18 protein-coding genes are annotated in these 26563 nt (G+C 41.5%); 12 read left to right on the forward strand and 6 right to left on the reverse strand.

What is annotated here, in order from left to right:
• On the forward strand, positions 1 to 3174 hold a 3174-nt coding region (locus tag QYT14_RS12325; RefSeq protein WP_288325063.1), incomplete at its 5' end, for a TonB-dependent receptor.
• 16 nt (positions 3175 to 3190) lie between these two features.
• Positions 3191 to 5095: a RagB/SusD family nutrient uptake outer membrane protein gene (locus QYT14_RS12330; RefSeq protein ID WP_288325064.1), complete on the forward strand. Its 1905-nt coding sequence runs from the start codon at positions 3191 to 3193 to the stop codon at positions 5093 to 5095.
• Positions 5096 to 5897: 802 nt separating this feature from the next.
• Here the strand turns inward: QYT14_RS12330 and QYT14_RS12335 are convergent.
• The 5 genes from QYT14_RS12335 to QYT14_RS12355 all read right to left on the reverse strand — a co-directional run bounded on the left by QYT14_RS12335 (position 5898) and on the right by QYT14_RS12355 (position 12717).
• On the reverse strand, positions 5898 to 9938 hold the full coding sequence (locus QYT14_RS12335; RefSeq protein WP_288325066.1) for a hybrid sensor histidine kinase/response regulator transcription factor: 4041 nt from the start codon (positions 9936 to 9938) through the stop codon (positions 5898 to 5900).
• Between the two features lie 182 nt (positions 9939 to 10120).
• Positions 10121 to 10441: a DUF4491 family protein gene (locus tag QYT14_RS12340; RefSeq protein ID WP_237038752.1), complete on the reverse strand. Its 321-nt coding sequence runs from the start codon at positions 10439 to 10441 to the stop codon at positions 10121 to 10123.
• Positions 10441 to 10905 (reverse strand): Lrp/AsnC ligand binding domain-containing protein, encoded by a 465-nt coding sequence (locus tag QYT14_RS12345; RefSeq protein WP_237038751.1) that lies wholly within the window; start codon positions 10903 to 10905, stop codon positions 10441 to 10443. The genes QYT14_RS12340 and QYT14_RS12345 overlap by 1 nt, the downstream gene beginning before the upstream one ends.
• 116 nt (positions 10906 to 11021) lie before the next feature.
• Entirely contained in the window at positions 11022 to 11426 is a 405-nt protein-coding gene (locus QYT14_RS12350) for a hypothetical protein (RefSeq protein ID WP_288325067.1), read from the reverse strand.
• Positions 11427 to 11430: 4 nt separating this feature from the next.
• Positions 11431 to 12717, reverse strand: a complete 1287-nt coding sequence (locus QYT14_RS12355; protein ID WP_288325068.1) for a hemolysin family protein — start codon at positions 12715 to 12717, stop codon at positions 11431 to 11433.
• 135 nt (positions 12718 to 12852) lie between these two features.
• Here QYT14_RS12355 and QYT14_RS12360 point away from each other — a divergent pair, with 135 nt between their 5' ends.
• From QYT14_RS12360 to QYT14_RS12400, 9 genes are all read left to right on the forward strand, one after another.
• Positions 12853 to 13377, forward strand: coding sequence for an NUDIX domain-containing protein (locus tag QYT14_RS12360; RefSeq protein ID WP_288325069.1), 525 nt, complete (start codon positions 12853 to 12855; stop codon positions 13375 to 13377).
• 9 nt (positions 13378 to 13386) lie between these two features.
• A complete protein-coding gene (locus QYT14_RS12365; protein ID WP_288325070.1) occupies positions 13387 to 16290 on the forward strand; it encodes a tetratricopeptide repeat protein in 2904 nt (967 codons plus the stop codon).
• Between the two features lie 5 nt (positions 16291 to 16295).
• Entirely contained in the window at positions 16296 to 17918 is a 1623-nt protein-coding gene (locus tag QYT14_RS12370) for a TonB-dependent receptor (protein ID WP_288325071.1), read from the forward strand.
• 121 nt (positions 17919 to 18039) lie between these two features.
• Complete coding sequence (topA, locus tag QYT14_RS12375; RefSeq protein ID WP_288325072.1) at positions 18040 to 20382, forward strand: type I DNA topoisomerase; 2343 nt, start codon at positions 18040 to 18042, stop codon at positions 20380 to 20382.
• Positions 20379 to 20906, forward strand: coding sequence for a shikimate kinase (locus QYT14_RS12380; protein ID WP_288325074.1), 528 nt, complete (start codon positions 20379 to 20381; stop codon positions 20904 to 20906). Before topA ends, QYT14_RS12380 begins: the two co-directional genes overlap by 4 nt.
• Before the next feature lie 60 nt (positions 20907 to 20966).
• A complete protein-coding gene (speA, locus tag QYT14_RS12385; protein WP_288325075.1) occupies positions 20967 to 22859 on the forward strand; it encodes a biosynthetic arginine decarboxylase in 1893 nt (630 codons plus the stop codon).
• Between the two features lie 9 nt (positions 22860 to 22868).
• Positions 22869 to 23642 (forward strand): acetylglutamate kinase, encoded by a 774-nt coding sequence (argB, locus tag QYT14_RS12390; protein ID WP_237038742.1) that lies wholly within the window; start codon positions 22869 to 22871, stop codon positions 23640 to 23642.
• A 62-nt stretch (positions 23643 to 23704) separates the two neighbouring features.
• The gene (locus tag QYT14_RS12395; protein WP_237038835.1) at positions 23705 to 24214 is read left to right on the forward strand and encodes an RNA polymerase sigma factor; all 510 of its coding nucleotides are present in this window, start codon (positions 23705 to 23707) and stop codon (positions 24212 to 24214) included.
• Positions 24204 to 24677, forward strand: coding sequence for a hypothetical protein (locus QYT14_RS12400; protein WP_288325076.1), 474 nt, complete (start codon positions 24204 to 24206; stop codon positions 24675 to 24677). Before QYT14_RS12395 ends, QYT14_RS12400 begins: the two co-directional genes overlap by 11 nt.
• A gap of 198 nt (positions 24678 to 24875) precedes the next feature.
• Here the strand turns inward: QYT14_RS12400 and QYT14_RS12405 are convergent, their stop codons facing one another.
• On the reverse strand, positions 24876 to 25592 hold the full coding sequence (locus QYT14_RS12405; protein WP_288325077.1) for a head GIN domain-containing protein: 717 nt from the start codon (positions 25590 to 25592) through the stop codon (positions 24876 to 24878).
• A 106-nt stretch (positions 25593 to 25698) separates the two neighbouring features.
• Here QYT14_RS12405 and QYT14_RS12410 point away from each other — a divergent pair, with 106 nt between their 5' ends.
• Positions 25699 to 26403 carry a YgjP-like metallopeptidase domain-containing protein gene (locus QYT14_RS12410; RefSeq protein WP_288325079.1) on the forward strand — a complete coding sequence of 235 codons (705 nt, stop codon included), beginning with the start codon at positions 25699 to 25701 and terminating at the stop codon, positions 26401 to 26403.
• Positions 26404 to 26563: the final 160 nt, after the last annotated feature.

A 26563-nucleotide genomic window follows, 5' to 3' on the forward strand; every position in this document is an offset into this window, starting at 1 on the left:
TTAAACGTCCCTTTAAACAGTACTTTACAAATATCCTATATCGGATATAATATGCAAGAAGTGAAAATTACTTCTACTACCCAAACATTAAATATTAAAATGGTAGAAGATTCTGAGACCTTGGATGAAGTTGTTGTCGTAGGTTATGGTGTGCAGAAGAAAGTTAACTTAAGTGGTTCTGTATCATCGGTTAATTCTGAAAAAATAGCTAACCGTCCTGTAATGAACCTTGGACAGGCTTTGGTTGGAGCCGCTCCGGGTGTGCGCGTAACTCAGGGTAGTGGTAATCCTGGTGACGAGAGCATTGGTATACAGGTACGTGGTCAAGGCTCATTCAATAATAGTAGCCCCTTGATTCTAGTCGATGGAGTACAAGCTGATATGGGTCCGTTAAATACGGATGATGTGGAAAGTATCTCTATTTTGAAGGATGCCAGTGCAGCAGCTATTTATGGTTCGCGTGCAGCCAATGGTGTAATTTTGGTAACGACTAAAAAAGGAAAGAAAGACGAGAGCCCCAAAGTAACCCTTACTGCAATGTTTGCACAGGAAAAGCCGATTACTGACTTTAAGCTGATGTCAAGTACAGCTGATTTCATGGAGTTGCATAATATTGCTAAATTAAATGCCAATCCTACAGCTAACACTCCTGACTATAGCTGGGAGAGTATTGAGGAGTGGCGTGAAGCAGATAAAAACCCTAATGGAATTTATACCAATCCGGTGACAGGACAGCAGATACCTAATTGGTTGGCTTATCCCAATACAGACTGGGCACAAATTCTTTTCCAGCCTGCATTCTACCAAAAATATGGTGTAAATGTATCCGGTGGTAGTAAAAACACTACTTATCTGTTGTCGCTCGGTTATCAGAATAATCCGGGAACATTGGATAATACCAGTATGGAGCGTTTCAATATTCGTGCTAATATAGAAACAAAGATTGCCGATATTATCACTTTTGGTACACAAACTTATGGAACAAAAGAATTTAAGGATCCGGGAAGTACTTCAATGACCTATTTACTTCAGGCGTGGCCGGGAATGACACCTATTTATAATGGAAAATATGGCGCCAGTGAACATCCGGAAGTAACCCAAAAAGATAATATCCTACAACAGGTGGCTTATCAGGGTGGACAAAATACTTACACACGTCTTAATACTACATGGTATGCCAATATAGAATTGCTATTGAAAGGTCTTGTTGCAGAAGCTAAATTCAACTGGAGTCAATACTCTCGTCATGATGAACACCATTCACAGAATTTACCACGTTATAGTTTCCGTGAAAGCTTTGATACTCCGAAAGAAGGAATCGGGGTACTGGACCAAGCGACAACTTACCGTTATGCTTATGAGTCTACCAGTTATACAGCTGACCTGTTGTTACGTTATAACAATACTTTTGGCAAACATGATGTGGGCGCATTTTTCGGTTACGAACAATATCGCGGTGAAACCACAGGATTTAGCGCAGAAAAGAAAGGCTTGATAGATTGGAGTATTACAGATATTACCTCAGGAGCGGAAATGAATTCCATCGGTGGTAGTGCCAAGTCGGTTAATGCAATAATCTCTTATTTTGGCCGTATAAATTACGCTTATAATGGAAAATATCTGCTTGAAGCCAGCTTCCGTTCGGATGCTTCTTCAAAATTTGCTCCGGGACATCGTAGCAGTTTCTTCCCTTCCGGTTCTGCTGCATGGCGTATAAGTGAGGAAGCCTTTTTTGAACCATTGAAGAATACTGTCAATAGTTTGAAAATCCGTGCTTCATACGGTTCTTTGGGAAATACCGTTGGTGGCAACTATGACTGGCAGGCACTTTATAAGAAAGTAAATAATGTATTTGATGAAAGAGTACAAAACGGTCTGATACAATCGTCTATTCAAAATCTTGCACTTTCATGGGAAAAAGTGACCACCTATAACTTTGGTTTGGATGCCTCTTTCCTGAATCAACGCTTGACTCTTGAAGCAGACTTCTACTTGCGTAAAACATCGGACATTCTTACTAACTCTATTATTTATAAGACAATGGGAAGTATCAGTGCACCTATGTCTAATACAGCAAGCTTGACTAACCATGGTTTTGAATTTAATTTGGGATGGAATGATCAAATAAATGATTTCCGTTATGGTATTGGTGTCAATCTTGCCTTCAACAAGAATAAGGTAACTGACTTTAAAGGCGCACTGCAATATGAATTAGATGAAGATACTAAAGATATTTGGGGTAATCCGACATGGCGGTATACAAACTTGGCTGATGTATCTACCGGTGGAGATACGCGTCGCGTAGAAGGACATATGATAGACGAATATTTCTTACGTCGCCCTTATAAAGGAGATGGCTCATATAAATTAGCTGACGGCAGTGTAAATCCTAAAGGTGGTCCTCGTGATGGTATGATTCGCACTAAAGCTGACCTCGACTGGGTAGCTGCTATGATGGCTGCCGGATATACATTCAATAATAACTTGAAAAATATCGGTTCTGACGGTTCTAATCTATGGTATGGTGATTTGATTATGGATGATGTGAACGGTGATGGTAAATATGGTAACGATGATGACCGTGAATTTACCGGCAAGAGTAGTACTCCAAAAGTGACTTTGGGCTTGAATATCACTGCTGCATGGCGTGGATTCGATTTCAGTATGATATGGTCAGGACGTTTTGGCGGTTATCATTACCTCAATTCAAAAGGAGCCAACGGTTCACTGATTACCAACGTGGGTGATGCATTGCCCGGAGATGCATGGAGCAGATTTTACTCTTATGACTCTGAAGCGTCTCATGCCGGTATAATCAGAAATGAAAATGGAACTATTATCGGTTCTTCTTATGACCCTGCTGCCGATCCCAATGCCAGCATTTACAACGAATACCCACGTCTGTTAAGTTCTGGCGGTACGACTCCGTCAAATACATTCTATTTGTATAATACGTCATTCTTCAAGTTGAAATCGCTGCAAATTGGCTATACATTGCCTAAAAAATGGATTGCACCTGCCAAAATCAGTAATATGCGCGTATTTGTATCAGGTGAAAACCTGCTGACTATCAAATCAAGCAGATTCCCCGGTGTAGACCCTGAATTGGGCAGCTCACTTGCTGTATATCCGATTGCCAGAATGTTCTCCGGCGGTTTATCTGTAACCTTTTAATTAAATAGAAACGAACATGAAAAAGATATTCAATTTATTAGCATTAGCAGCTGTATTGGGAACTTCAACGGCTTGCACAGACATTTTGGACACTGCGCCATATGATAAACTTTCTAGTGGAACAATGTGGACCACAGAAGAAAGTGTAGACCAAGGGGTTATTGGCGTGTATTATTCATTACAGAGACCCTTCCATGGAGATAAGTTTATTGGTGCTAATGCCATGATCGGATACTACGGTTATGATGCATTAGGCATGGCAGGACAGGGAGAATATGGTATGCAAAACCTATTTACCAAATCGGTAAATCCTAGCAATGGTTTCTTTTTGAAAACATGGCAATGGATGTATGATGGAGTACACCGTGCGAATGCAGCTATTGCCGGTATTCAGAATGCTCCTATAAATGATGCTAAAAAAGCGCGTCTTGTAGCTGAATGTAAGGTGTTACGTGCCTTTTTTTATGACCGTCTGAATATTCTTTTCGGTAATGGTGGCCTAGGTGTACCTCTTTATACGGAGCCTGTCAATCCGTCTGAATGTAACAAAGGGCAAAGCTCTGAACAGGAAGTATGGGCACAAGTAATTCAAGACTTAAGTGATGCCATAGCTGAACCTAATCTGCCGGATAATCAGATTCAAGGTGAAGGACGCGTAAGTAAGGGTGCAGCTTATGCACTACGTGGTAAGGCCTACTTATTAACAAAAGAATATGATAAAGCTATTGCAGATTTTGCTAAAGTAGGAGATTGTGGTTATAAACTGTTTCCTAACTATAGACAGCTTTTTAAGGTTGCAAACGAACGTTGTGAAGAAATGATTCTTAGCGTACAGTATATTGAAGATCCTACTGGATATGGTACGGGTATACAAAAATATTGTGCAGCATTTACTCAAGGTGCAAAAGACTCTCGCGGATGCTGGGGAGACTTGCAGGTTACTCCTGCGGTCGTAAATCTCTATGAAGAAGTAGATGGACAGACAGTAAAGAAATTCGCTTGGGAAGATTATTTGTCCGACTGGAAGAAAGTAACAGATATGGAAGCTGCAGAAGGTCACACCAAATACCGCAAGGTTTTCTTTATTCGTGATAAATATGTAAATGGTCAGGAAATTCATTCGACTGTGACTAAAGCTATTGACACAGAATTGGCTAAGTTGCCCGAAGAAATTCAGGCAATTTATTTACCCGAAGGCAATGAGGCTCGTTTGAAAACAGCTTACGCTCATCGTGACCCTCGTTTGGCTTATAATGTGGTAACACCTTATGCTGATTATTTAGGTGTAAACAGTAACTCAACTGCAGAAGCATGGTATACTTTCCGCTGGCCGGTAGCTGGAAAATATTATGCTGACCAAGCATCTGCCGAACCTAATGCTAATCCTAACTTGCCAGATAGTTATTATGCTTCAGGCTTCATGAATGCACAGGCTGAATTTAAATATATCCACCGTAAGTTCATTGGCGAAGGCCTGGAATATCAACGTCGTGAACAGAATCCGGTGGACGAGCCTATCATCCGCTATGCCGATGTATTGCTGATGTGGGCTGAAGCTCTTGTTGAAAAAGGTGATTTGTCAGGTGCTATGAGTAAGGTAAAAGAAGTGCGCGACCGTGTTGGCATACCTACAATGGCTTCTAGCTTCTCCGACCAAACCACAGCCCGCAACTATGTACGCGATGAACGTCGCCGCGAATTTGTAAACGAGGGTGTTAACTTCTTCGACGAAATGCGTTGGCGCACATTGAAAGAGACTAAATTTGATGAAAAAGTTGCTCAACATGCATGGGGAGGTTCAGAAAGCACAGGTGGTACTGTTTATGATTGGATAGGCGATCAATGGTATACATGGCCTGTACCTAAGAGCGAAATAGAGCTTAATCCGAATTTGACACGCACACCGGGATGGGAATACTAATTGTTTAAAATCATAGGCTAAGACAGAATATGGCTGAGTTTATCTGGATGCAGATGGGCTCAGCCGTTTTTATATATTCTGATTCTTTTCGTATTGCACAGGCACGTACTGATTATATCTTGAAATAAAAGTTCAGAGGAAATTCCCGGCATTTGATTGCGGATAGTTCCACATTGATTGCTGAATCCACAAAAAACAACTGTGCTTATTCTCCCTACAACCGGAAATCCGCTTCTTCCTTCCTCCTTTCATAAACCGTTGAAACGCCCTGCTGATGGGGGCTCCGGTAGTGAATGGGCATCTCGTCACCACCCCTTCAGCCTCCCTTCATTCGCAAAAAAGGAAATTGCTGAAGGCAGATTATGAAGGGACTCGGAAGCGCGGCTGAAGGGAGGATGAGGGGATGTGCTTTCATCTTTAACCATCTGATAGCCAGTGTATAATAATTAAAATGTAAGGATGAATGGAGAAGAGGGAATGACCGACTTGGTGAGGGTGAGATACATCTGTCCCTACAAAAACACCCCGAGCTTTTTGAAAAAGATGCCGAGCTTTTTAAAAAACATACCGAGCTTTTTTAAAAACATCAAGGTCTTTTTGCATCATTCAGTGTAGGCTTTCTATTTTTTAATGTGCACGTAGGCGTCAGTCTTCACACATACGGTGGCATCAGTCCACGCATATATACGCGTAAGCCCACACGTACGTACGCATCGGGCTATACGTACGTACGCATAAGCCTGCACGTATATATGTCATTGTGTCAGGCTCCGTCTTTAAATTGAGCCGGATAGTCTTTGAGTTAATTTTCCGCTTTCTTTTCCTTGCGATAGTTTTGCGGAGTACATCCATATTGGTTCTTAAAGCAACGGCTGAAATATACCGGTGAGCTAAATCCGCAACGGTCACTGACCTCTGCGATAGGAATGTCGGGATATTGCTGTAATAAAGTAGCGGCATGTTTCAGTCTGTAATTCAAGATAAAGTTGTTAGGCGTCATGCCGGTCAATGCTTTAAATTTGGTATAAAGGAGTGAACGTCCGATACCTACTTCTTTGCAAAGCACCGGAATGTCATATTCCGTATCATCAATATGTTGTTCAATGCTTTCTGCCGTTCGTTTCAGAATATCCTTATCCAATGGATTGATGCAGGTTAAATCGATTTCGGATATCGGTTTCTTATCGAACTGATGCTGCATGAGCAAACGGCTTCTAATCAGGTTGTTGGCACGTGCTAACAATAATTGGGCATGGAAAGGCTTGGTGATATAGTCGTCCGCACCTCGGTTCAGTCCTTCAATATTCTGTTCAGTAGAATTAAGGGCAGTAAGTAAAATAAGAGGTATGTGGCAGTAGTCGATATTGTTCTTAATCTGCAGACACATCTCCGTACCACTCATTTTGGGCATCATAATATCACTGATAATTAAATCTATCTTATGCTCATATACTTGTTTTAAGCCTTCTTCTCCATTGGTGGCGCAAATCACTTCGTAAAATGGAGAGAATAGTTCCGTTAATAGTTGGAGCAGTTCTTCATTATCTTCCACTAATAATACGGTGTGCGCTTTCTCTCCCGTCCCTTCTGTATGGACCGGTTCCATTGGATATGCATCGGTTTCGGGCAAAACATCCAAAGAACCGGGTACAATGGCGCTTTCTTGTTGCGGGTCGGATAGCTGTATGTTCTTGTCTTCACGGAAAACATCTACGTTTCTGGGAAGCCGGACTGTGAATGTAGTGCCTTTGCCCAGTGTGCTGTCGACAGTTATCGTGCCATGGTGTTTTTCAATGATGCTTTTGGATAAAGCAAGGCCGATACCGGTACCGGGCGATGAATATTCACCCGGCTTCTGGTTGTTTGCCTGGAAGAAGCGTACGAATATTTGTGAAACATCATTTTTGGCGATACCCGCTCCTGTGTCGGATATACTGATTTCTACTTCGTTGTCTGTTGTGCGTCCGGCTATAACAATATTTCCATTATCCTGAGTATATTTGAAGGCATTGGACAATAAATTGAAGAATACCTTTTCAAGCAACTGGCTGTCAAACCAGCATTGTGTAGGAGTTTCCGATAACTGGAAAACATAATTGATATTACGCAAGTGGGCATAATCAACAAATGAAAAATAAATTTCTTTCAAGAATGAGGTGATGTCTTGCTGGGATATCTGCAATGTTTTATGGTTTTGTTCCAACTTTCGGAACTCAAGCAGCTCTGAAATCAGATTGCTCATTTGCTGTGCGTTCTTTCTGATTTTTAGTATCTGGTTATAGATAGAAGGACTCAGTGACGATTTTTGCAAGATGATATCTATATGGCTGATTATCAGTGTTAGAGGGGTGCGGAATTCATGGCTGACATTGGTGAAGAATACCAGTTTCTCCTGATTGAGCTGCTCTATCTGCTGTTTCTCAAAGCGTTCTTTCTCTAATGAAAGTGCCAATGTGCGTTTGGCAACGCGGCTGGATATAAAATAGTAAAGGCAGCCTATGAAACTAATGATATAGAGCAATGATGCCCACCATGTGGCATACCAGGGAGCGGAGATGGTCAGTTGTATACTGATTTCTTTATCTGTGATATCTCCACTTTGATTACTGCTGTTATTAATGGCGGCCACTCGCAGTGTATAAGTGCCGGGATCAAGATTGGTGTAATGCACTTCTGTCTGGCTGGTCTTAATCCATTTTTTATCGAAACCGTCTAACTTATATTGGAACTGCTTTTGCGATAACTGCTGCTCATAATCGGGCAGGGCAAAGCTGAAAATCAGATTATTCTGGTTATGGTTTAACTTGAGTTTTTTGGTATATGGAAAAGCCTTGGTGAGTACTCCGGTTTCATCTCCTGCCACTACTTGTTGATTATTTATCCATAGTTCCGAGAAATAGAGGCTGGGGTTATGGTGAAATGTATTGGCTTTGTGAAACTCTTCTTCCGAAAAGGAGGTTACCCCTTTGGTATCACCTACATAAATGCGCTTCTGGTTGGAGGCAAAGATGCCACAACCGCTTATGATGTGTGCTGTTGGAAAGTTTTCCATCAAATTGATGGTGGTGAAACTGTTTTTTTCGGGAGAATAGCTTGTCACTCCTTTGTCGCTGGTTATCAGTATATTCCCGCTGGGAGATAAGCAAACATTATAGCAAAAGTTGCTGGGAAGCTGATGCTCTTCTGCCGTGTAATGGGTTGTTTTATGAGTTTTCTTGTCATAAAAGAACAGTCCGCCTCCTAATGTGCTGATATAGGCACCGTTATTAGTTGCCAGGATACGAGTTATTTTGGCATTATATCCTTTTTGTGTCAACGGAACATAAGAAGCCTTCAGTGAGTCTAAATGCATGAATACCAGATTAAATGTTCCATTCAGGTATAAATATCCTTCCGGGTCTATATCAAAGTTTTCATAATAGGCCGTCGGAATATGCAGTTTTTGGAACTGTTGTGTTTTGGTATCCAATGAGAATACACCGTTGCGTGCCGATAAATATAATTTGCCTTTCCACATTTTTACATGAAAGACAACTTCGTTCGGGGTATTGGGTTCTCCTTTTCTTCTTTCCAGGTAATTGTAGAATTGTCCGGTTTGCAAGTCATAACGTGACAATCCCCCTAAGTAAGTACCTATATATAAACATGCATTTTCTTCGTCGTAACATATACTTTTTATGTTGTTGTGGGGAATTGAGTTTTTTTCTCCGGCGGTAAATTGATGGATAATGTTCCAGTTTTTGTCGGTGCAACTGATTCCTCCTCCATCTGTACTGAGCCAAACGTGTTCATTCTTGTCGACTACGATATCGCCTATATATGAATAATATTGGTTTTTAGTGGCGTTTTGGTCATAGTCGTAGTGTACAAAACTGTCCTGCTTGGGAGTGAAATAGTTTACTCCTCCAAAATAACTTCCCACCCAGATAGTGCCTTGTAAATCTTTGCAAAGGGAAAAGATGGATGGGTGGTTTAATCCTCCTACATATTTGGGAATCTGGATAAGAGAATACTGCCCTGTTTTCGAACTGTATTTATGTAATCCGTCAAAGGTTCCAAACCATATATTATGTTCACCGTCTTCTACAAAATCACGAATTTGCCAACTGCTGATTCCCATAGGAGAGCCCGGACTGAAAGGTACTTGTCTGATTTCTCCTTTTTGGTTAATTCTGTATAATCCATACATTCTTGTTCCAATCCAAAGTTCTTTTTGTGAACTTTCAAAAATGCGGTAGATATCAATTCCTTTGAGTACATGTGTTTCCTTTCCGCTGGAGCGGTCATAGAAGAAAATTCCGTCGTGCGAGCCAATACAGATTTTATTGGGCAACATTGTCAGGCAGGTAATGGGAGAAGTAATTCCGGTTTTTAGCATGAAGGTTGATTCCGTGGTTCCTGCAGGGCATTTGAATAAGGAATCACGTCTCATGTACCACAAATCTCCTTCAAGTGATGTTAAAACGGGAATGCGGCTACCTTTGGTAATACGACTGGATTTCTCTGTTTGTATATCAAATTTTATAATATCATCGTCGACTAAGAAAAAAATATTCCCTTGCTTGTCTTCGACAATGGATGAGACTTCATTTCCTAACCAAATAGGCGATGAATCATCGGAAGCGTTGCACCAGCCTTTGAAAGAAGTAATCCGTTTGCCATCATACAAATTTATTCCCTCTCTTGTACCAAACCACATTCTTCCCAATTGATCTTGGTATATAGCCATTACCGATGGCTGCGTCAATCCTTCGGATAATCCAATATGCCTGAAATATTCAGCAAAAATGGGAGTATTTAATGCCAATAGTGCAAATAAGAGTAATAAATATTTATATCTCATGTTGTTTTTCCTCAGTTTATATTAGATGTTGTCCACAAAAATAAGAAAAATATGGCAAATAGAGTAGCCGCCAATGACATTATGAGAATCTTTTTTCTCTATAGTGATAAGTTGTCCTTGCAGGAAGGGTATTATTTTCCGGGTATTTCTCATTATACTTGAAATGCCCGGAAAATAGAAATTTATTTTTCTTCGTACTCGTGTTTTCGCTTGGGGTTCATCGGAAACCAGCCTTTCAGTACGCGTTCCCGTTGCTCGAAGATTTCTTTTATAGTCCAAAAGGAGGAAAACGAGAAAACGCCAGCGAGTGAAGAAATAAGTATGTCGCTAATCAAGATTGAGCAGATGATGCCGACTATTCCTAAAAGAAGGAAAATCCACCAGCAGCGTGTTCCCCAATAATATTCAGCCTTGACCACAATGGGGTGGAAAAGACCGATTATCAGAAATGTGCAAATGCCGATGGCAATGCCACTTAAATGGTATTCAGTCAGCCATTCCATTATTTTTCGGTTTGGATGGGAATTTCTTTCTTGATACTTTGTTCCAAAGATATCATTGTTTCGGTAGCTGTCACACCGGGAATCTCTTGGATTCTGGAGTTTAATATATCCATTAAATGTTCATTGTCACGAGAGTATACTTTAGTCAGCATAGTGTATGCACCGGTGGTGAAATGACATTCCACTATCTCGGGAATTTTTTTTAATTCATTTACTACAGCTTTATACATTGAACCTTTTTCAAGTTTGATTCCCACGTAAGTACAAGTTCTGTAACCCAGACTCTTAGGATTTACATGATATCCCGAACCGATAATAACCCCCAGATCAATTAATCTTTGTACGCGTTGGTGAATAGCGGCACGGGAAACGCCACATTCTGCCGCGACATCTTTAAACGGGATGCGGGCATTTTGAGATATAATTTCAAGAATCTGTCTGTCAAGACTGTCAATTTTCTCCATAATATTTTGATTTTAGTGTTGTCAATCTGTAAGCAAATATAGGAATAGTTTTTAATTTATCTACTATTTTGAAAGAAAAAACATAGATTCTTTGAAAAAAAGTGCATTTTTTTAGTCTATATCTCTAATAACTTCTTGATTTCACTTATTTTGTTTCTTCGCTCAAAAGAAAAGGTGTCACTATGGGTGTCCAGATACTCTTTTAGGTAGAGCGCTTTTGATAAAAAATATTTCTTTTCGTCCGGCTCTTTCAACAGGGCATCCTGGTAGAGTAACTCCGACAACATATCGATTCGGGTCAGAAACTCTTGCCCTTCATAGTCTTGAGACAGGTCGGTCAAGATATATTCTGCATCCTGCTCATAATAGAAGTGGTGGCTGTGGTTAAAATAGGCTCGATAGATACTTTGTATTTTTAGTTGAAACTCAGGGCCATCCTCTTTTTTCTTCTCTTCCACCAATTTCTCCAGTGCTTCTATAAATTGGCGAACCAAACGCATGATATAATCTCTTTGTAGCATACCTTTATTTATCTTCTTTGTTTTTGTCTGACAGGGTGACCAATATCTTATCGATGCGTGCCCCATCCATATCTACAATTTCAAAAAGGAAATCGTTCCATTGGAGAAGCTCTTCGGTTTTGGGAATATGTCCCAACTGCTGTAAAATAAGTCCACTCAATGTATTGTAGTTATATTCAGGATATAAATCTTCCATTTCGAAATGACTTAGGAAGTCATAGAAAGAGCATTGTCCGTCTATCAGCCAACTGCCGTCTTTGCGGAGAATGATATCCGGCTCTTCAGAGTCGCCGGGCAGTGCCCCTACCAATGCTTCCAATATATCTTTCATTGTAATAACTCCCTGAAGGCTACCGAATTCGTCGCAGATTAGTCCGTATTTAATATGGTGTTGGCGTATTTGTTCCAATACTTTATAAACATCCATGTTTTCATGGAAGTATTGTGCCGGACGAATAACGTCACGCAGGTTAAAGTTCGTCCCTTGTAATTTACCGAAAAGGTCTTTCAGATAAACCACACCTATGATATTGTCCAAGGTATTGTCTTGTGTTACCGGATAAACCTGATATAAATGCTGGCATACGATATCATAAATCTGTTTGTTTCCCATATCTATATCGATAGACACTATATCATTACGATAGGTCATAATGGTATTGATGCTGCGGTCGCCCAACGAGAAAACACGGTCTACGATATCTTGTTCTACTTCTTGTACCTCGCCATTTTCGGCTCCTTCTTCAATCATAGACTTGATTTCTTCTTCCGTAACCTTTTCTTCGGCAGTGTTGATATGCAGCAAGTTGAAAATCAGTGAAGTACTTTTTGCCAGAATCCACACGAAAGGAGAAGCTATGACAGACAGCCAATACATGGGACGTGCCAATAGCTTGGCTGCACGTGCAGATGCGCTCATACCGATTCGTTTCGGAACAAGTTCTCCAAAGATGATGGTGAGATAGGTCACTAAAATGACAATCAGAATTTGTGCTATTATATGTGCATAAGCGATTGGAACGCCTGCTGAAACCAGCACTTTGCTGAAATCAGATGCTAATACATCGCCGGAATAGATACCGGTTAGGATACCAATCAGCGTAATTCCGATTTGTATGGTCGATAAAAACTTATCCGGATCATTGGCTAATTTAAGAGCGATACGTGCGGAGGAACTGCCGTGACGGACATCATTGTTCAAACTGCTTTTACGCGCAGAAATCAAGGCTATTTCGGACATGGCGAATACCCCGTTTAGTAAAATAAGTGCGATAATTATGACAATCTCCATGTGAGTGATTTACATTTGTATTTGCTAACAAATGTACTAAGAATTGTGTTTTCTCTTTCTTCTTTTAGATTTAATTAATGAATTATCTGTCATTTAAGCTATCTTTGCGGTGTCTATAAAAGAAAAGGAGTAATTATGCATCCACTAGAGCTATTCAAGTATTGTCCCAAATGTGGTTCTTCACATTTTGTGGTAAATAATGAGAAGTCCAAACGCTGTGCGGATTGTGGCTTTGTCTATTACTTTAATTCAAGTGCCGCTACAGTGGCATTTATCTTGAATGAGAGAAATGAATTATTGGTTTGCCGGCGGGGTAAAGAACCCGCGAAAGGAACATTAGACCTTTCGGGAGGGTTTATAGATATGTATGAAACCGGTGAAGAGGGTGTAGCACGTGAAGTGTTGGAAGAAACGGGTCTTGAAGTGAAAAAAGCGGTCTATCTATTTTCGTTGCCCAATACATATCTTTATTCCGGCTTTTTGGTACATACGTTAGATCTGTTTTTCCTTTGTACGGTGAAAGATACGACTCGGATTGAAGCGATGGATGATGTGGCGGATTCTTTTTGGATGCCGCTTGACAAGGTAAATCCGGAGGAATTTGGTCTTGATTCTGTGCGTGAGGGAGTAAAACGTTTTTTGAAAGAATATAAATATTAGATATAGAATATGAAGAAAAGGACTTTATTAATAGCTGCGTTGATGGGTGGGTGTGCTTTGCAAGGCATGGCCCAACAAATCCTTCCCGATGATGTGGCGGGTGATAAGGAATACCGAAGGGTATGCAGAGAGTATGACTTGAAGTCAAAAAACAGCGTGGAACTGTTGCAGGCTTATCTGGATAAATACCCTGATTCACGATATACAGACAGGGTACGTTCTTTGATTGCTTCGGTGTATTTTGAAGAAGGTAAATATAAGGAGGCGATAGCTATGTTTAGGGCGTGTGATATTGAGACCTTGCCCGATGCAGAGCGCGATGATTGTGCCATGCGCCTTGCCACTTCTTATTTAAAGGAAGGAAACTTGCGTGATGCTTCCGTATGGTTCCTTTTACTGAAAGAGGTGAGCCCGCGTTATCAATCGGATGCTATTTATAATTTGGCTTATATTGATTATGTAGAGAAACGGTATGACAAGGCATTAAATGCTTTTTTATCCTTGAAAGATGATGCCGTATATTCATCTTTGGTGCCCTATTATATAGGAGAAATTTATTTATTGAAAGGTAATTATGAACAGGCACGTTCGGTGGCCGCTCATTATTTGCAGGTTTATTCCGGCCATAAAGATGAGGCTCAGATGGAACGTGTTTTGGGGGAGGCTTATTTCGGCCTGAATAATTATCAGGAGGCTATTGCACCATTGGAACGTTATCAGGTCGCAGTGCCTCGTCCGCAGCGTAAAGCGCTGTATGAGTTGGGTATGAGTTATTATTATACCGGTGTCTATTCAAAAGCGGCTGCTATATTGGGCGAAACTACTTCGGTGAACGATGCCTTATCTCAGAATGCATATTTGCACATGGGCTTGGCCTATTTAAACTTGAAGGAACGCAACCAGGCAAGAATGGCTTTTGAACAGGCTTCTGCATCAGGATTTGATCCGCAGGTGAAAGAACAAGCTCTTTATAATTATGCTTTGTGTATACATGAGACTTCGTATTCTCCTTTTGCTGAATCTGTAACGGTGTTCGAACGTTTCCTTAATGAATTTCCCAACTCGCCGTATGCCGAACGGGTAAATGATTACTTGATAGAGGTATATATGAATACCCGTAGTTACGAAGCTGCGCTGAAGTCTATTGCAAAGATTGAGCATCCGGGTGCACGAATCATGGAAGCGAAACAAAAGATTCTGTTCCGTCTCGGTACTCAGGCGTTTGCTAATGCCGATTTTCATGAGGCGATAGAATATTTTAATCGTTCCTTGGCAATCGGACAATATAATATGGCTACTAAGGCTGATGCATATTATTGGCGTGGTGAGGCAAACTACAGGTTGGAGCATTATGCTCAGGCTGGAAATGATTTACGCCGGTACTTGGAGTTTGCTCCCGATAAGACGAACCGGGAGTACGGATTGGCACTTTATAATCTTGGCTATACTGACTTTAAGCAAAAGAATTATAATGGTGCATTGAATTGGTTTACCCGTTTTGTTGATCGTGGAACTGTCAATGACCGTGCTGTACAGGCAGATGCTTACAATCGCATCGGTGACTGTAACTTTTATGCCCGCCGTTTTGATTCGGCCCGTCAGGATTATGCCCGTGCTGTGGAGATAGATTCTTCTTTGGGTGATTATTCTTTATATCAAGAGGCTTTTGTCCGTGGCTTGCAGAAGGATTATAATGGAAAGATACAAATTTTAAATCGTTTGATAGCAGATTATCCCGAGTCTCAATATTTGGATGATGCTTTATATGAACAAGGACGTGCTTTTGTTCAAATGGAGGATCATACGAATGCTATTAACCGTTTCAATATTTTGCTGAAGAAATTCCCGGAAAGCAATATGGCTCGTCGGGCGGCTAATGAAATCGGTTTACTTTATTATCAGGGCGATAAGTATCCGGAAGCTATTCAGGCTTACAAGCAGGTAATCACTAATTATCCGGGTAGTGAGGAGGCTCGTCTTGCCCAAAGGGATTTGAAATCTATTTATATTGATTTGAACAAGGTGGATGAGTATGCCAACTTTGCTTCTACTATTCCCGGTGGAGCCAATTTTGATGTGAACGAACGTGATTCGTTGACTTATGTTGCTGCCGAAAGAGTGTATATGCGCGGTGAAATAGACGAAGCACGCAATAGCTTTACTCACTATCTGCAAACTTTCCCGGAAGGTGCATTTAGCTTGAATGCCAATTACTATGTCGGATTGATAGATTATAACCGTAAGGCTTATAATAGTGCGGCAGAACATTTGGACAAAGTTTTGGCTTATCCCAATAATAAATATTCGGAAGATGCCATGATGATGAGTGCTGAAATGGCTTATTCGGCAAAGGATTATGAAAAAGCATTGGCTGTTTATAAGCAACTGAAAGATAAGGCTGTTTCATCGGAACGCCGGCAATTGGCAAAGACGGGTGTGCTTCGTAGTGCATATATGTCGGGCAATGGAGAAGAGGTCATTCTGGCGGCAACGGATTTGCTGGCAGAGACGAAAATTGCTCCCGAATTATCCAATGAGGCTCATTATTATCGTGCAAAGGCTTATCTGGATGCAGGAAAAGCAGAAGGGGCTATGGAGGATTTGAAAATCTTGGCAAAAGATACTCGCAATGTATATGGTGCGGAAGCGAAATATAAAGTAGCACAGATTTATTTTGATGCCGGACAGACAGGGCAGGCCGAGAAAGAAGTCTTGAATTATATTGAGGTCAGCACTCCGCATACTTATTGGCTGGCGCGTAGCTTTGTGTTGTTATCTGATGTTTATATGAAATTAGGACGCAACCTGGATGCCAAACAATATTTGCTTTCATTAAGGCAGAATTATCAGGCGGATGATGATATTGCAGGAATGATAGAGAGCAGACTGAATAAGTTAAATGCTGAAAATTAAAGATTATGAAGAAAATAGCAATTATAGCATTTGTGGGCTTGTTGCCTCTGTCGGCTGTATATGCACAGCAAGACAGTACACTGAACCGCACTGTGGTAGTGGAAAATGAGTATAACCCTACTGTCATGGATGCTTCCAAAATAAATGTATTGCCCAAGGTGGAGGAACCGGCAGTAATGAAGAAGGGAATTGAGTATGCCACGGCTTTGCGCCCTGTGGCTGCTTGGAATTATGAGGAGATGTTTCCCATTGTTCGTGAATGGGAATGGGAGAAGGCGAAACGAGGATATGTGCGTGCCGGCGCCGGTAATTATGGTAATGTGGATTTTAAGGCCGGGTATGTATGGGACATCACGAAAGATGACCGGCTGAATGTCGCTGCTTCTTTGGACGGTATGAATGGTACCCTGAAAGATGCGATTGATAATGATTGGAAATCGCGTTTCTATTCTTCCTCTTTTAATGTAGGATACCGACATAGCTTCAAGAATATGGATCTGCATCTTGGAGGAGGACTTCATTCTCGTGTGTTTAATTATATGTTGAGTCCGATTTCTTCTATTTCCGGTGAGAATGATAAGCAGCATCACACTTTGGGAGATTTCCATGTCGCCCTGTCTTCTACGGATGAAATGATGCCACTGCAATTTACAGTACAAACGGGCTTTCAGTATTTCAAGCAGAAATACCCGGCAATTTCCGATGAGAGCAGCACGGAAAAAATGATTCATACAGTAGGTGATGTATGGGGAAAACTGAGTGATATTCAGCGTGTGGGTATTAAGTTTGAAATGGATAACTTATTCTATTCGGATGACTTCATGAAGAATTATACTTCGTTAGGCCTGAATCCTTATTATGCCATTGACGAAGACAGTTGGCGACTGCATCTCGGTGCGCATGTCGACTGGGTGACAGGTAATAATAGCGGCATAGATGTAGCTCCGGATATTCGTGCAGAGTATATTTTCTCGGATAGTTATATTCTTTATTTGAATGCACAGGGAGGCAGACAGGTAAACGATTATCGTATGTTAAGCCGCATCTCTCCCTATTGGGGAATAGGGCAGCAACTCGATGCGACGTATGTTCCTCTTGATGCAACTTTGGGTTTTAAGGCGTCTCCTACAAGCGGATTATGGTTTAATGTATTTGGTGGTTATCAGATACGTAAACATGAGTTGTTTTGTACGTTAGTGCCCGCAGGACAATTTGTATATACGGGTTTTGTGCAGGATAAAGGAAAAATCGGTTATGGAGGTGCGGAAGTGAAGTATGGTTATAAAGACTATTTTGATGCATCGGTAAAAGGTGTGTATTACGGTTGGACGACCAAGCATGACGATGATGCGATAGCTGCCATGAAGCCTGAAATGGAGTTGAACTTTAAAGTTGATGCCAAGGTAATGGAGGGCTTGAAACTTCGGTTGGGTTATGATTACGTAAAGCGTAAGGGAGAGGATGTGGATCCTGTCAGCAATCTGAGCGTGGGTGCTACCTATGCATTATTAAAAGACATCTCTATCTTTGTGGATGTGAATAATCTATTAAACAAACAATACTATTATGAAGGAGGTTATCCTGCTGAGAAACTGAATGTTTTAGGTGGCCTTACTTTCCGATTTTAGTTAAAAAGGCTCTGTAAAAGAGCCTTTTTAAGAAAAAAAAGCAGAAACATACCTTATTATATAGGTGTAGTTCTGCTTTTTTTCTACTTTTGCCCTTAATTAAAATGGAATACATTATATCATGCAAAAAAATCTTGTAATTGTAGAGTCACCCGCAAAAGCCAAGACCATAGAAAAATTCTTAGGAGAAGACTATAAAGTCCTTTCCAGTTACGGGCATATCCGTGATTTAAAGAAGAAGGACTTCAGTATCAATGTAGAGAAGGGATTTGAACCGACTTATGAGATACCTCCTGATAAGACAAAACTGGTAAGTGAGTTGAAAGCTGCGGCGAAAAAAGCCGATATGGTGTGGCTCGCATCCGATGAGGACCGTGAGGGAGAAGCCATTTCGTGGCATTTATATGAAGTGTTGAAATTGGATCCGAAGAGGACAAAGCGTATTGTATTCCACGAGATAACCAAAACTGCGATATTAAAAGCCATTGAAACCCCGCGTGACATAGATGAGAATCTTGTAAATGCTCAGCAGGCGCGTCGTATCTTGGACAGAATTGTGGGCTTTGAGCTTTCTCCTATTTTATGGAAGAAGGTAAAACCTGCTCTTTCTGCCGGTCGTGTGCAGTCTGTTGCCGTTCGGTTGATTGTGGAACGTGAGCGTGAGGTGCATGCTTTTGTCAGCGAACCTTCTTATCGTGTAACTGCTATATTTGAAGCTCCTGATGCCGATGGCAATAAAACGGAAGTAAGGGCTGAATTGAGCAAACGTTTCAAGACAAAAGAAGAGGCTCAAGCATTCCTTGAATTGTGTAAGGATGCGGATTTCTCGATTGAAGATATTACAACCCGTCCGGTTAAAAAGTCGCCGGCAGCTCCATTTACTACTTCTACTTTGCAGCAGGAGGCTGCCCGGAAGTTAGGATTTACGGTTGCGCAGACCATGATGGTGGCGCAACGTTTATATGAAAGCGGACAAATTACTTATATGCGTACCGACTCTGTGAATCTTTCGGATTTGGCATTGGCTGCCAGCAAGTCGACGGTCATGTCGCTGATGGGGGAAAAATATGTAAAGACACGTCAGTTTGCAACGAAGACAAAAGGTGCACAAGAGGCTCATGAGGCAATCCGTCCAACGGATATGGCGAATGAGACCATCGAAGGAACAGCACAAGAGCAGAAACTGTATGAACTGATTTGGAAACGTACTGTTGCATCACAGATGGCGGAGGCTGAACTCGAAAAGACCACTGCTACCATCTCTATCAGTAATAGTGAAGAAACTTTCGTTGCTATTGGCGAGGTTGTGATTTTTGATGGTTACTTGCGTGTATATAAAGAGTCTTATGATGACGATAACGAGCAGGAGGATGAAAGCCGCTTATTGCCTCCTTTGAGCAAGGGACAGTCATTGGAAAATAAAGAAATTTCTGCTACTCAGCGTTTCAGTATGTGTCCTCCGCGCTATACCGAAGCCAGTCTGGTGCGTAAGCTGGAGGAACTGGGAATCGGTCGTCCGTCTACATATGCTCCTACTATATCGACAGTCCAACAACGTGGCTACGTGGTAAAAGGAAACAGTGAAGGCGTAAAACGTCCTTATGAAATATTGAAACTGAAAGGAAATAAGATAACCGAAACCATCAAGACGGAAACGACCGGGAATGAGAAGTCTAAGTTGCTGCCTACTGATGTAGGTATTGTGGTTAATGACTTTCTGATGTCATTCTTTCCTGAAATTATGGATTATAATTTCACCGCAAATGTTGAAAAAGAGTTTGATGAAGTAGCGGAAGGTGAGAAAGAATGGACCAGTGTGATGAAGAACTTCTATGACGGTTTTCATCCGTTGGTGGACAAGACCATGAATGCGAAGAGCGAGCATAAGGTGGGTGAAAGAATGCTTGGAAATGACCCGGTGACTGGAAAACCTGTGTCGGTAAAAATCGGTCGATTTGGTCCGATGATACAGATAGGGGTAGCCGATGATGAGGAAAAACCCAAGTTTGCGCATTTGCCGAAAGGTCTTTCGATAGAAACAATTACGTTGGAAGAAGCGCTTGATTCGTTCAAACTCCCCAAAACTTTGGGTGAATATGAAGGCAAGACAGTGACGGTAGGAGTGGGGCGGTTTGGTCCTTATGTCCGTCATAATAATGTGTTCGTATCTATCCCCAAGGGTGAAGACCCGATGGAAGTAACCTTGGAAGGAGCGATTGAAATGATTAATGCCAAGCGCGAAGCTGCCGAAAAGAAGGTTATTAAAACATTTCATGAAGAACCGGATTTGCAGATTCTGAATGGTCGGTACGGACCTTATATCGCTTATCAGAAAAAGAACTATAAGATTCCTGAAAGTGTAGAGCCGAAAGATTTAAACCTGGAGACCTGCTTTAAGGTGATAGAATTGCAGAAAGAAAAAAGTGAAACTCGTAAACGGGTGGCTGCTAAGAAAAAGAAATGACACGTATATTTTTAATAGGATATATGGGTGCGGGAAAAACGACTTTAGGTAAAGCGTTTTCCCGCGAACTGGGTCTTACTTTCATAGACTTGGATTGGTATATTGAGGAGCGTTTTCACAAAACTGTCCAGCAGTTGTTTTCAGAACGCGGAGAACAGGGTTTCCGCGAACTGGAGCAAAAGATGCTGCATGAGGTGGCTGAGTTTGAAGATGTTGTAATTTCGGCCGGTGGAGGCACTCCTTGTTTTTTTGACAATATGGACTATATGAATGCTTGCGGGGATACTGTGTTTCTTCAGGTGGAGCCCGAGGTATTGTTTCGCCGGCTGAAAGTGGCGAAGCAGCAGCGTCCGTTATTGGCAAACAAGAGCGATGAAGAATTGATGAACTTTATTTGTGAAGCGTTGCAGAAGCGTCATCCTTTTTATTCGCAGGCGAAGTTATTGTTTCGGGCTGATGAGTTGGAAGACAAGTCGCAGATACAGACTTCGGTAGATAGCTTGAGAAAGCTGCTGAATAAATAAACAGATTAAAAAGTTATAATCTATTTAGTAAAAGTATACACTCTTTGCACAGAACAAGAAATGAGAAAATGGCGTATTGAAGATTCGGAAGAACTCTACAACATTACAGGTTGGGGAACTTCGTACTTTAGTATCAATGACAAAGGTCATGTAGTGGTAACTCCCCGTAAGAACGGTGTCGCAGTCGATTTGAAAGAATTGGTGGACGAGCTTCAGTTACGGGATGTCGCAGCACCTATGCTGGTCCGTTTCCCGGATATTCTTGATAATCGTATCGAAAAAATCTCGAAATGTTTCAAGCAAGCATCCGAAGAGTATGGTTATAAAGCTGAAAACTTTATCATCTATCCTATTAAAGTGAACCAGATGCGTCCGGTGGTAGAAGAAATCATAAGTCATGGCAAGAAGTTTAATTTAGGACTGGAAGCCGGTTCCAAGCCCGAACTGCATGCAGTGATTGCCATCAACACGGATTCGGACTCACTGATTATCTGCAACGGATATAAAGACGAGAGCTATATTGAGTTGGCTCTACTGGCACAGAAGATGGGAAAGCGTATCTTTCTGGTCGTAGAGAAGATGAATGAGCTACGCTTGATTGCAAAGATGGCGAAGCAGCTCAATGTACGTCCTAATATCGGTATCCGTATTAAACTGGCTTCTTCGGGCAGTGGAAAATGGGAGGATAGCGGCGGCGATGCCAGTAAATTCGGACTGACTTCCAGTGAGTTGCTGGAAGCACTTGACTTTTTGGAAAAGAAAGATATGAAAGACTGTTTGAAACTGATTCATTTCCATATCGGCAGTCAAGTAACCAAGATACGTCGTATAAAAACTGCTTTACGCGAAGCTTCACAGTTTTATGTGCAATTGCATGCGATGGGCTTTAGTATTGAGTTTGTTGATATTGGAGGAGGTTTGGGGGTAGACTATGATGGTACCCGCTCTTCCAATAGTGAGAGCAGTGTGAATTATTCCATTCAGGAGTATGTAAACGACTCTATCTCTACACTGGTAGATGCAAGTGATAAAAATAACATTCCGCATCCCAATATCATTACAGAGAGTGGACGTTCATTGACGGCACACCATTCGGTACTCATCTTTGAAGTGCTCGAAACAGCCACTTTACCCGAAATGGATGAAGAGTTTGAGGTCAGTGAAAAAGATCATGAGCTGGTGCATGAGTTGTATGAAATATGGGATAATCTGAATCAGAGCCGTATGCTGGAAGCATGGCACGATGCACAACAGATTCGAGAAGAGGCGCTTGACTTGTTTAGCCATGGTATTGTCGATTTAAAAACCCGTGCACAGATAGAACGTCTCTATTGGTCTGTGACTCGTGAGATTAATCAGATTGCTTCGGGATTAAAACATGCTCCCGATGAATTCCGTAAATTGGATAAACTGTTGGCTGATAAATATTTCTGCAACTTTTCGCTTTTCCAATCTTTGCCGGACTCTTGGGCGATAGACCAGATATTCCCTATTATGCCTATCCAAAGACTGGACGAGAAGCCCGACCGGAATGCTACTTTGCAAGATATTACTTGTGACTCTGACGGAAAGATAGCCAACTTTATATCTACTCGTTATGTATCGCACGACTTGCCTGTACACTCATTGAAGCAAAAAGACTCTTATTATATAGGTGTCTTTTTGGTAGGAGCTTATCAGGAAATTTTGGGAGATATGCACAATTTGTTCGGCGATACGAATGCAGTGCATGTATCGGTGGATGATAAAGGATATTCTATTGACCAGGTGATTGATGGCGAGACCGTGGCCGAAGTGCTGGATTATGTTCAGTATAATCCGAAGAAACTGGTGCGCACATTGGAAACTTGGGTGACTAAATCTGTAAAAGAAGGCAAAATCTCGGTAGAAGAAGGAAAGGAATTCTTGTCCAACTATCGTTCCGGCCTTTATGGATATACTTATTTGGAATAACATAAAACGATGAAAGAAAAACTGACTATAATAAAGGTAGGCGGAAAGATTGTAGAGGAAGAAGCTACGCTAAACCGGCTTTTGGCTGACTTTTCCGCTATCGAAGGATATAAACTGTTGGTGCATGGTGGGGGACGTTCTGCCACCAAACTGGCAGCCCGACTGGGTATTGAAAGTAAAATGGTGAACGGTCGTCGTATTACGGATGCCGAGACTCTGAAAGTGGTAACCATGGTTTACGGTGGACTGGTCAATAAGAATATCGTTGCCGGTCTGCAAGCTAGAGGAGTGAATGCTATCGGGCTGACCGGAGCGGATATGAACGTAATCCGTTCAGTGAAACGCCCGGTGAAGGATGTGGATTACGGCTATGTGGGTGATGTGGAAAAGGTGAATGCCGATTTTCTAGCCACATTGATTCGCCAAGGTATCGTTCCTGTCATGGCTCCTCTGACACATGACGGACAGGGAAGCATGCTGAATACGAATGCCGATACTATTGCCGGAGAAACAGCAAAAGCGTTGGCGTCACTCTTTGATGTGACACTTGTCTATTGTTTTGAGAAGAAAGGCGTATTGCGTGACGAAAATGACGATGATAGCGTCATTCCCATTATTACTCCCGAAGAGTTTAAAGAATATGTAGCCCGGGGTATCATTCAGGGAGGGATGATACCTAAACTGGAAAACTCCTTTTCTGCCATTGATGCAGGAGTGAGCCAGGTGGTAATTACCTTAGCTTCAGCCATTAAAGGAGAAGGTGGAACAATAATCAAAAAATAATTCAAAAAAATAAGCGGGTGAGTGTAACTTTTGTACATCTCACCCGTCATTATTACAGAGCAATGCAAGAAATCAGTTTCCGAAACGACATTTTGCCCCTGAAAGACAAACTCTACAGGTTGGCTTTTCGTATTACGCTGAACAGTGCTGAAGCGGAGGATGTGGTGCAGGATACGATGATTAGGGTATGGAATAAACGTGATGAGTGGCCGAATTTTGAATCCATCGAAGCCTACTGCCTGACGGTAGCAAGAAATCTGGCAATAGACCGGAGTGAAAAGATAGATTCACAGCACATGGAATTGACACCCGAAACACAGGAACTGCCCGATGCATTGAACCCTTACGAACAGTTGGCACAGAGTGAGCAATTAGGTTTGATTCACCGCCTGCTGAACGAACTTCCCGAAAAGCAACGAAGTATTATGCAGTTGCGGGATATTGAAGGAAAGAGCTATAAAGAAATTGCAGATATTTTGCAGATACCGGAAGAGCAGGTGAAAATAAATCTTTTTCGGGGTCGGCAAAAGATAAAACAAAGATATACTGAAATAGAAAATTATGGATTATAAGTACATTGAACAGTTATTGGAGCGCTACTGGAACTGTGAGACTTCTTTGGAAGAGGAACAGATTTTGCGTTCTTTCTTTCGTCAGAAAGAGATTCCTGCTCATTTACTCCGTTACAAGGCAATGTTTGCTTATCAGGAGATTGAGAAGGAGAGAGGGCTGGGCAGTGACTTTGATGCCAAGGTTCTGGCCCGGGTGGAAAAACCGGTTGTGAAAGCGCAACGCCTCACTTTGAGAACGCGCTTTATGCCGTTGTTCAAGGCTGCTGCTATGATAGCTGTCTTGTTTGTGATGGGAACGGTGGTGCAACGTTCCATGCAGGATGATGGTAGTGATGTGGTGTATATGCATGACGACTACCGTGATACGGCAAATGACCCGCAAGTGGCTTATGAACCGGTGTTGCCAATAGATACGGTTACAAAGATAGCCGCAGATGAGGCAGCGACAGGAGTAAAGAAGTAGATAACATTTTCATTTGCTTTTATATATAAATAGATAGTTAGTGCTTATTAAAACAACTTTTTAATTCGAGGCTGTGAAGTTTCAATTCTCTCAAATTTTAAATTAACTAACTAAATAATGTAAAAAGGATTACCGCGTGAGCAGTAATCCTTTTTTTGGTAGATAATCTAATGTAAAGAGAGAGTTATGAAATGAGCTTTATCTTCTTTTTACGTTGCCGATACCTGATTTATTGATATCAGTAGTTGGAGGATTCCCAAAGTAATCGACATTTCCTATTCCGTTTGTACTTACGGTTATCTTCCCTGATGCATAACAAGAAACATTTCCAATGCCCTTTTGTTCAATGACAACATCCGAAACAATCATATTTTTGGCGTTTAGGTTTCCAATGCCTTTGATGTGATAGCTGGCCTTCTCTGCCTTTCCTTTCAGCATTACATTGCCTATTCCGTCAGACCGTACACTTATATTGTCGGCTATCAATTTGTCGGCTTTAAAATTTCCTGTTCCGTTGGAAATGATTTTTATATCATCCACTTTGATGGAATCTTTCAAGGTCATATTGCCTGTACCCTGTTGGCTGATGCTGCTTAGCTCGGGAGCAGTAATGGTGATTGTGACATTGTTGTCCTTCAAACCGCGGAACTTCACACCTTTCTTCATGGAGATGTTCAGTGTACTGTCTTCCGAAGTAACAATAAGATTAGAAATGACATTGTCAGGACCATAGGCCTCTACAGTTGTGGCATTACTTTGCTTGAATACAATATTGACGGTACCCTGGCTGGCAATATTATCGAATGCTTCCACACTGTATTTCTTGGTTATTTTGTTTTTACTGGGAGCAATGCCGTTTACACAGCTTGTCAGAGTCATAACCAGACCGAATAAGTAAAAGTATGTACGTTTCATATTTCTGTGTTTTTTTATTGGTTTCTATCTATTAGACGAAGAGGATAACAGTAAAGTTGCAATTTCCTCTTTTTTTTCTTGTGAATAATATATCTTTGTGGCTGATATGGCAACAAAGAGAGTATTAGCTGACAAAGACTTCAACCGTATTATTGTGCGTACCCATCGTTTGGCACGTAACATTACCATGCGTGTAAAGCCGGATGGACTGCATGTTACGGTACCGCCTTACAGCCTAAGCAGTAAGGTGATGGAAGTTGTAGAGCAATATCGTGAACGTTTGTTGCAGGACTGGCAGAGGGTATGTAAGAAACCTATAGACTTGGACTTCCGTATTCAGGCTCCTTGTTTCAGGCTATGGCTGGAAAAAGGCAATTTTACCTGTTTTTCTGTGCGGAATACGGAGGAAGGAATAAAAATCATTTGTCCCCGTGATGTTGACTTTACAAAGGAGGAGGTGCAGCGATTGGTGCGTAATGCCATTATCAGAGCGATGAAGAAAGCGGCCGCCGAATATTTGCCACCTTTGCTTGATGCATTGGCAGAACACTATGGCCTGTCATACAAACGAGTGAAGATAACCGGAAGTAAAGGACGCTGGGGCAGTTGCTCGGCAGTCGGAAGTATAAACCTTTCTTGTTATTTGATGCTGTTGCCTTCGCATCTGATGGATTATGTGTTGTTACATGAGTTGTCGCATACCAAAGAAATGAATCATGGTCCTCGTTTTTGGGAACTGCTGGATAGTATGACCGAGGGAAGGGCGCATCTGCTGCGGGCGGAGTTACGACAATTCAATACTGATTTTTAGAAAGAATTTTGATATAAATATGCCGGATGTGAAAAGACATTTATGAAACGGTATTTTATAGGGAAAGACGGTCAAGTCAAAGAAAAAAATACTTCGTGCGGGAGAAATGGAAACATTTAAGCTGTAATAAAGTGTTTTTCCGATAATATTTCTTATATTT

The sequence above is a fragment of the uncultured Phocaeicola sp. genome (assembly GCF_948499155.1).
GTDB lineage: Bacteria > Bacteroidota > Bacteroidia > Bacteroidales > Bacteroidaceae > Phocaeicola > Phocaeicola faecalis.

Bases quoted from the DNA above. Each gene is read 5' to 3' on its own strand.
- QYT14_RS12365 (WP_288325070.1), top strand. From the start codon at position 13,387: ATGAAGAAAAGGACTTTATTAATAGCTGCGTTGATGGGTGGGTGTGCT.
- topA (WP_288325072.1), top strand. From the start codon at position 18,040: ATGCAAAAAAATCTTGTAATTGTAGAGTCACCCGCAAAAGCCAAGACC.
- QYT14_RS12355 (WP_288325068.1), bottom strand. From the start codon at position 12,717: ATGGAGATTGTCATAATTATCGCACTTATTTTACTAAACGGGGTATTC.
- QYT14_RS12370 (WP_288325071.1), top strand. From the start codon at position 16,296: ATGAAGAAAATAGCAATTATAGCATTTGTGGGCTTGTTGCCTCTGTCG.
- QYT14_RS12345 (WP_237038751.1), bottom strand. From the start codon at position 10,905: ATGGAGAAAATTGACAGTCTTGACAGACAGATTCTTGAAATTATATCT.
- QYT14_RS12395 (WP_237038835.1), top strand. From the start codon at position 23,705: ATGCAAGAAATCAGTTTCCGAAACGACATTTTGCCCCTGAAAGACAAA.
- QYT14_RS12380 (WP_288325074.1), top strand. From the start codon at position 20,379: ATGACACGTATATTTTTAATAGGATATATGGGTGCGGGAAAAACGACT.
- QYT14_RS12360 (WP_288325069.1), top strand. From the start codon at position 12,853: ATGCATCCACTAGAGCTATTCAAGTATTGTCCCAAATGTGGTTCTTCA.
- QYT14_RS12335 (WP_288325066.1), bottom strand. From the start codon at position 9,938: ATGAGATATAAATATTTATTACTCTTATTTGCACTATTGGCATTAAAT.
- QYT14_RS12330 (WP_288325064.1), top strand. From the start codon at position 3,191: ATGAAAAAGATATTCAATTTATTAGCATTAGCAGCTGTATTGGGAACT.
- QYT14_RS12405 (WP_288325077.1), bottom strand. From the start codon at position 25,592: ATGAAACGTACATACTTTTACTTATTCGGTCTGGTTATGACTCTGACA.
- QYT14_RS12350 (WP_288325067.1), bottom strand. From the start codon at position 11,426: ATGCTACAAAGAGATTATATCATGCGTTTGGTTCGCCAATTTATAGAA.
- argB (WP_237038742.1), top strand. From the start codon at position 22,869: ATGAAAGAAAAACTGACTATAATAAAGGTAGGCGGAAAGATTGTAGAG.
- QYT14_RS12340 (WP_237038752.1), bottom strand. From the start codon at position 10,441: ATGGAATGGCTGACTGAATACCATTTAAGTGGCATTGCCATCGGCATT.
- QYT14_RS12410 (WP_288325079.1), top strand. From the start codon at position 25,699: ATGGCAACAAAGAGAGTATTAGCTGACAAAGACTTCAACCGTATTATT.
- QYT14_RS12400 (WP_288325076.1), top strand. From the start codon at position 24,204: ATGGATTATAAGTACATTGAACAGTTATTGGAGCGCTACTGGAACTGT.
- speA (WP_288325075.1), top strand. From the start codon at position 20,967: ATGAGAAAATGGCGTATTGAAGATTCGGAAGAACTCTACAACATTACA.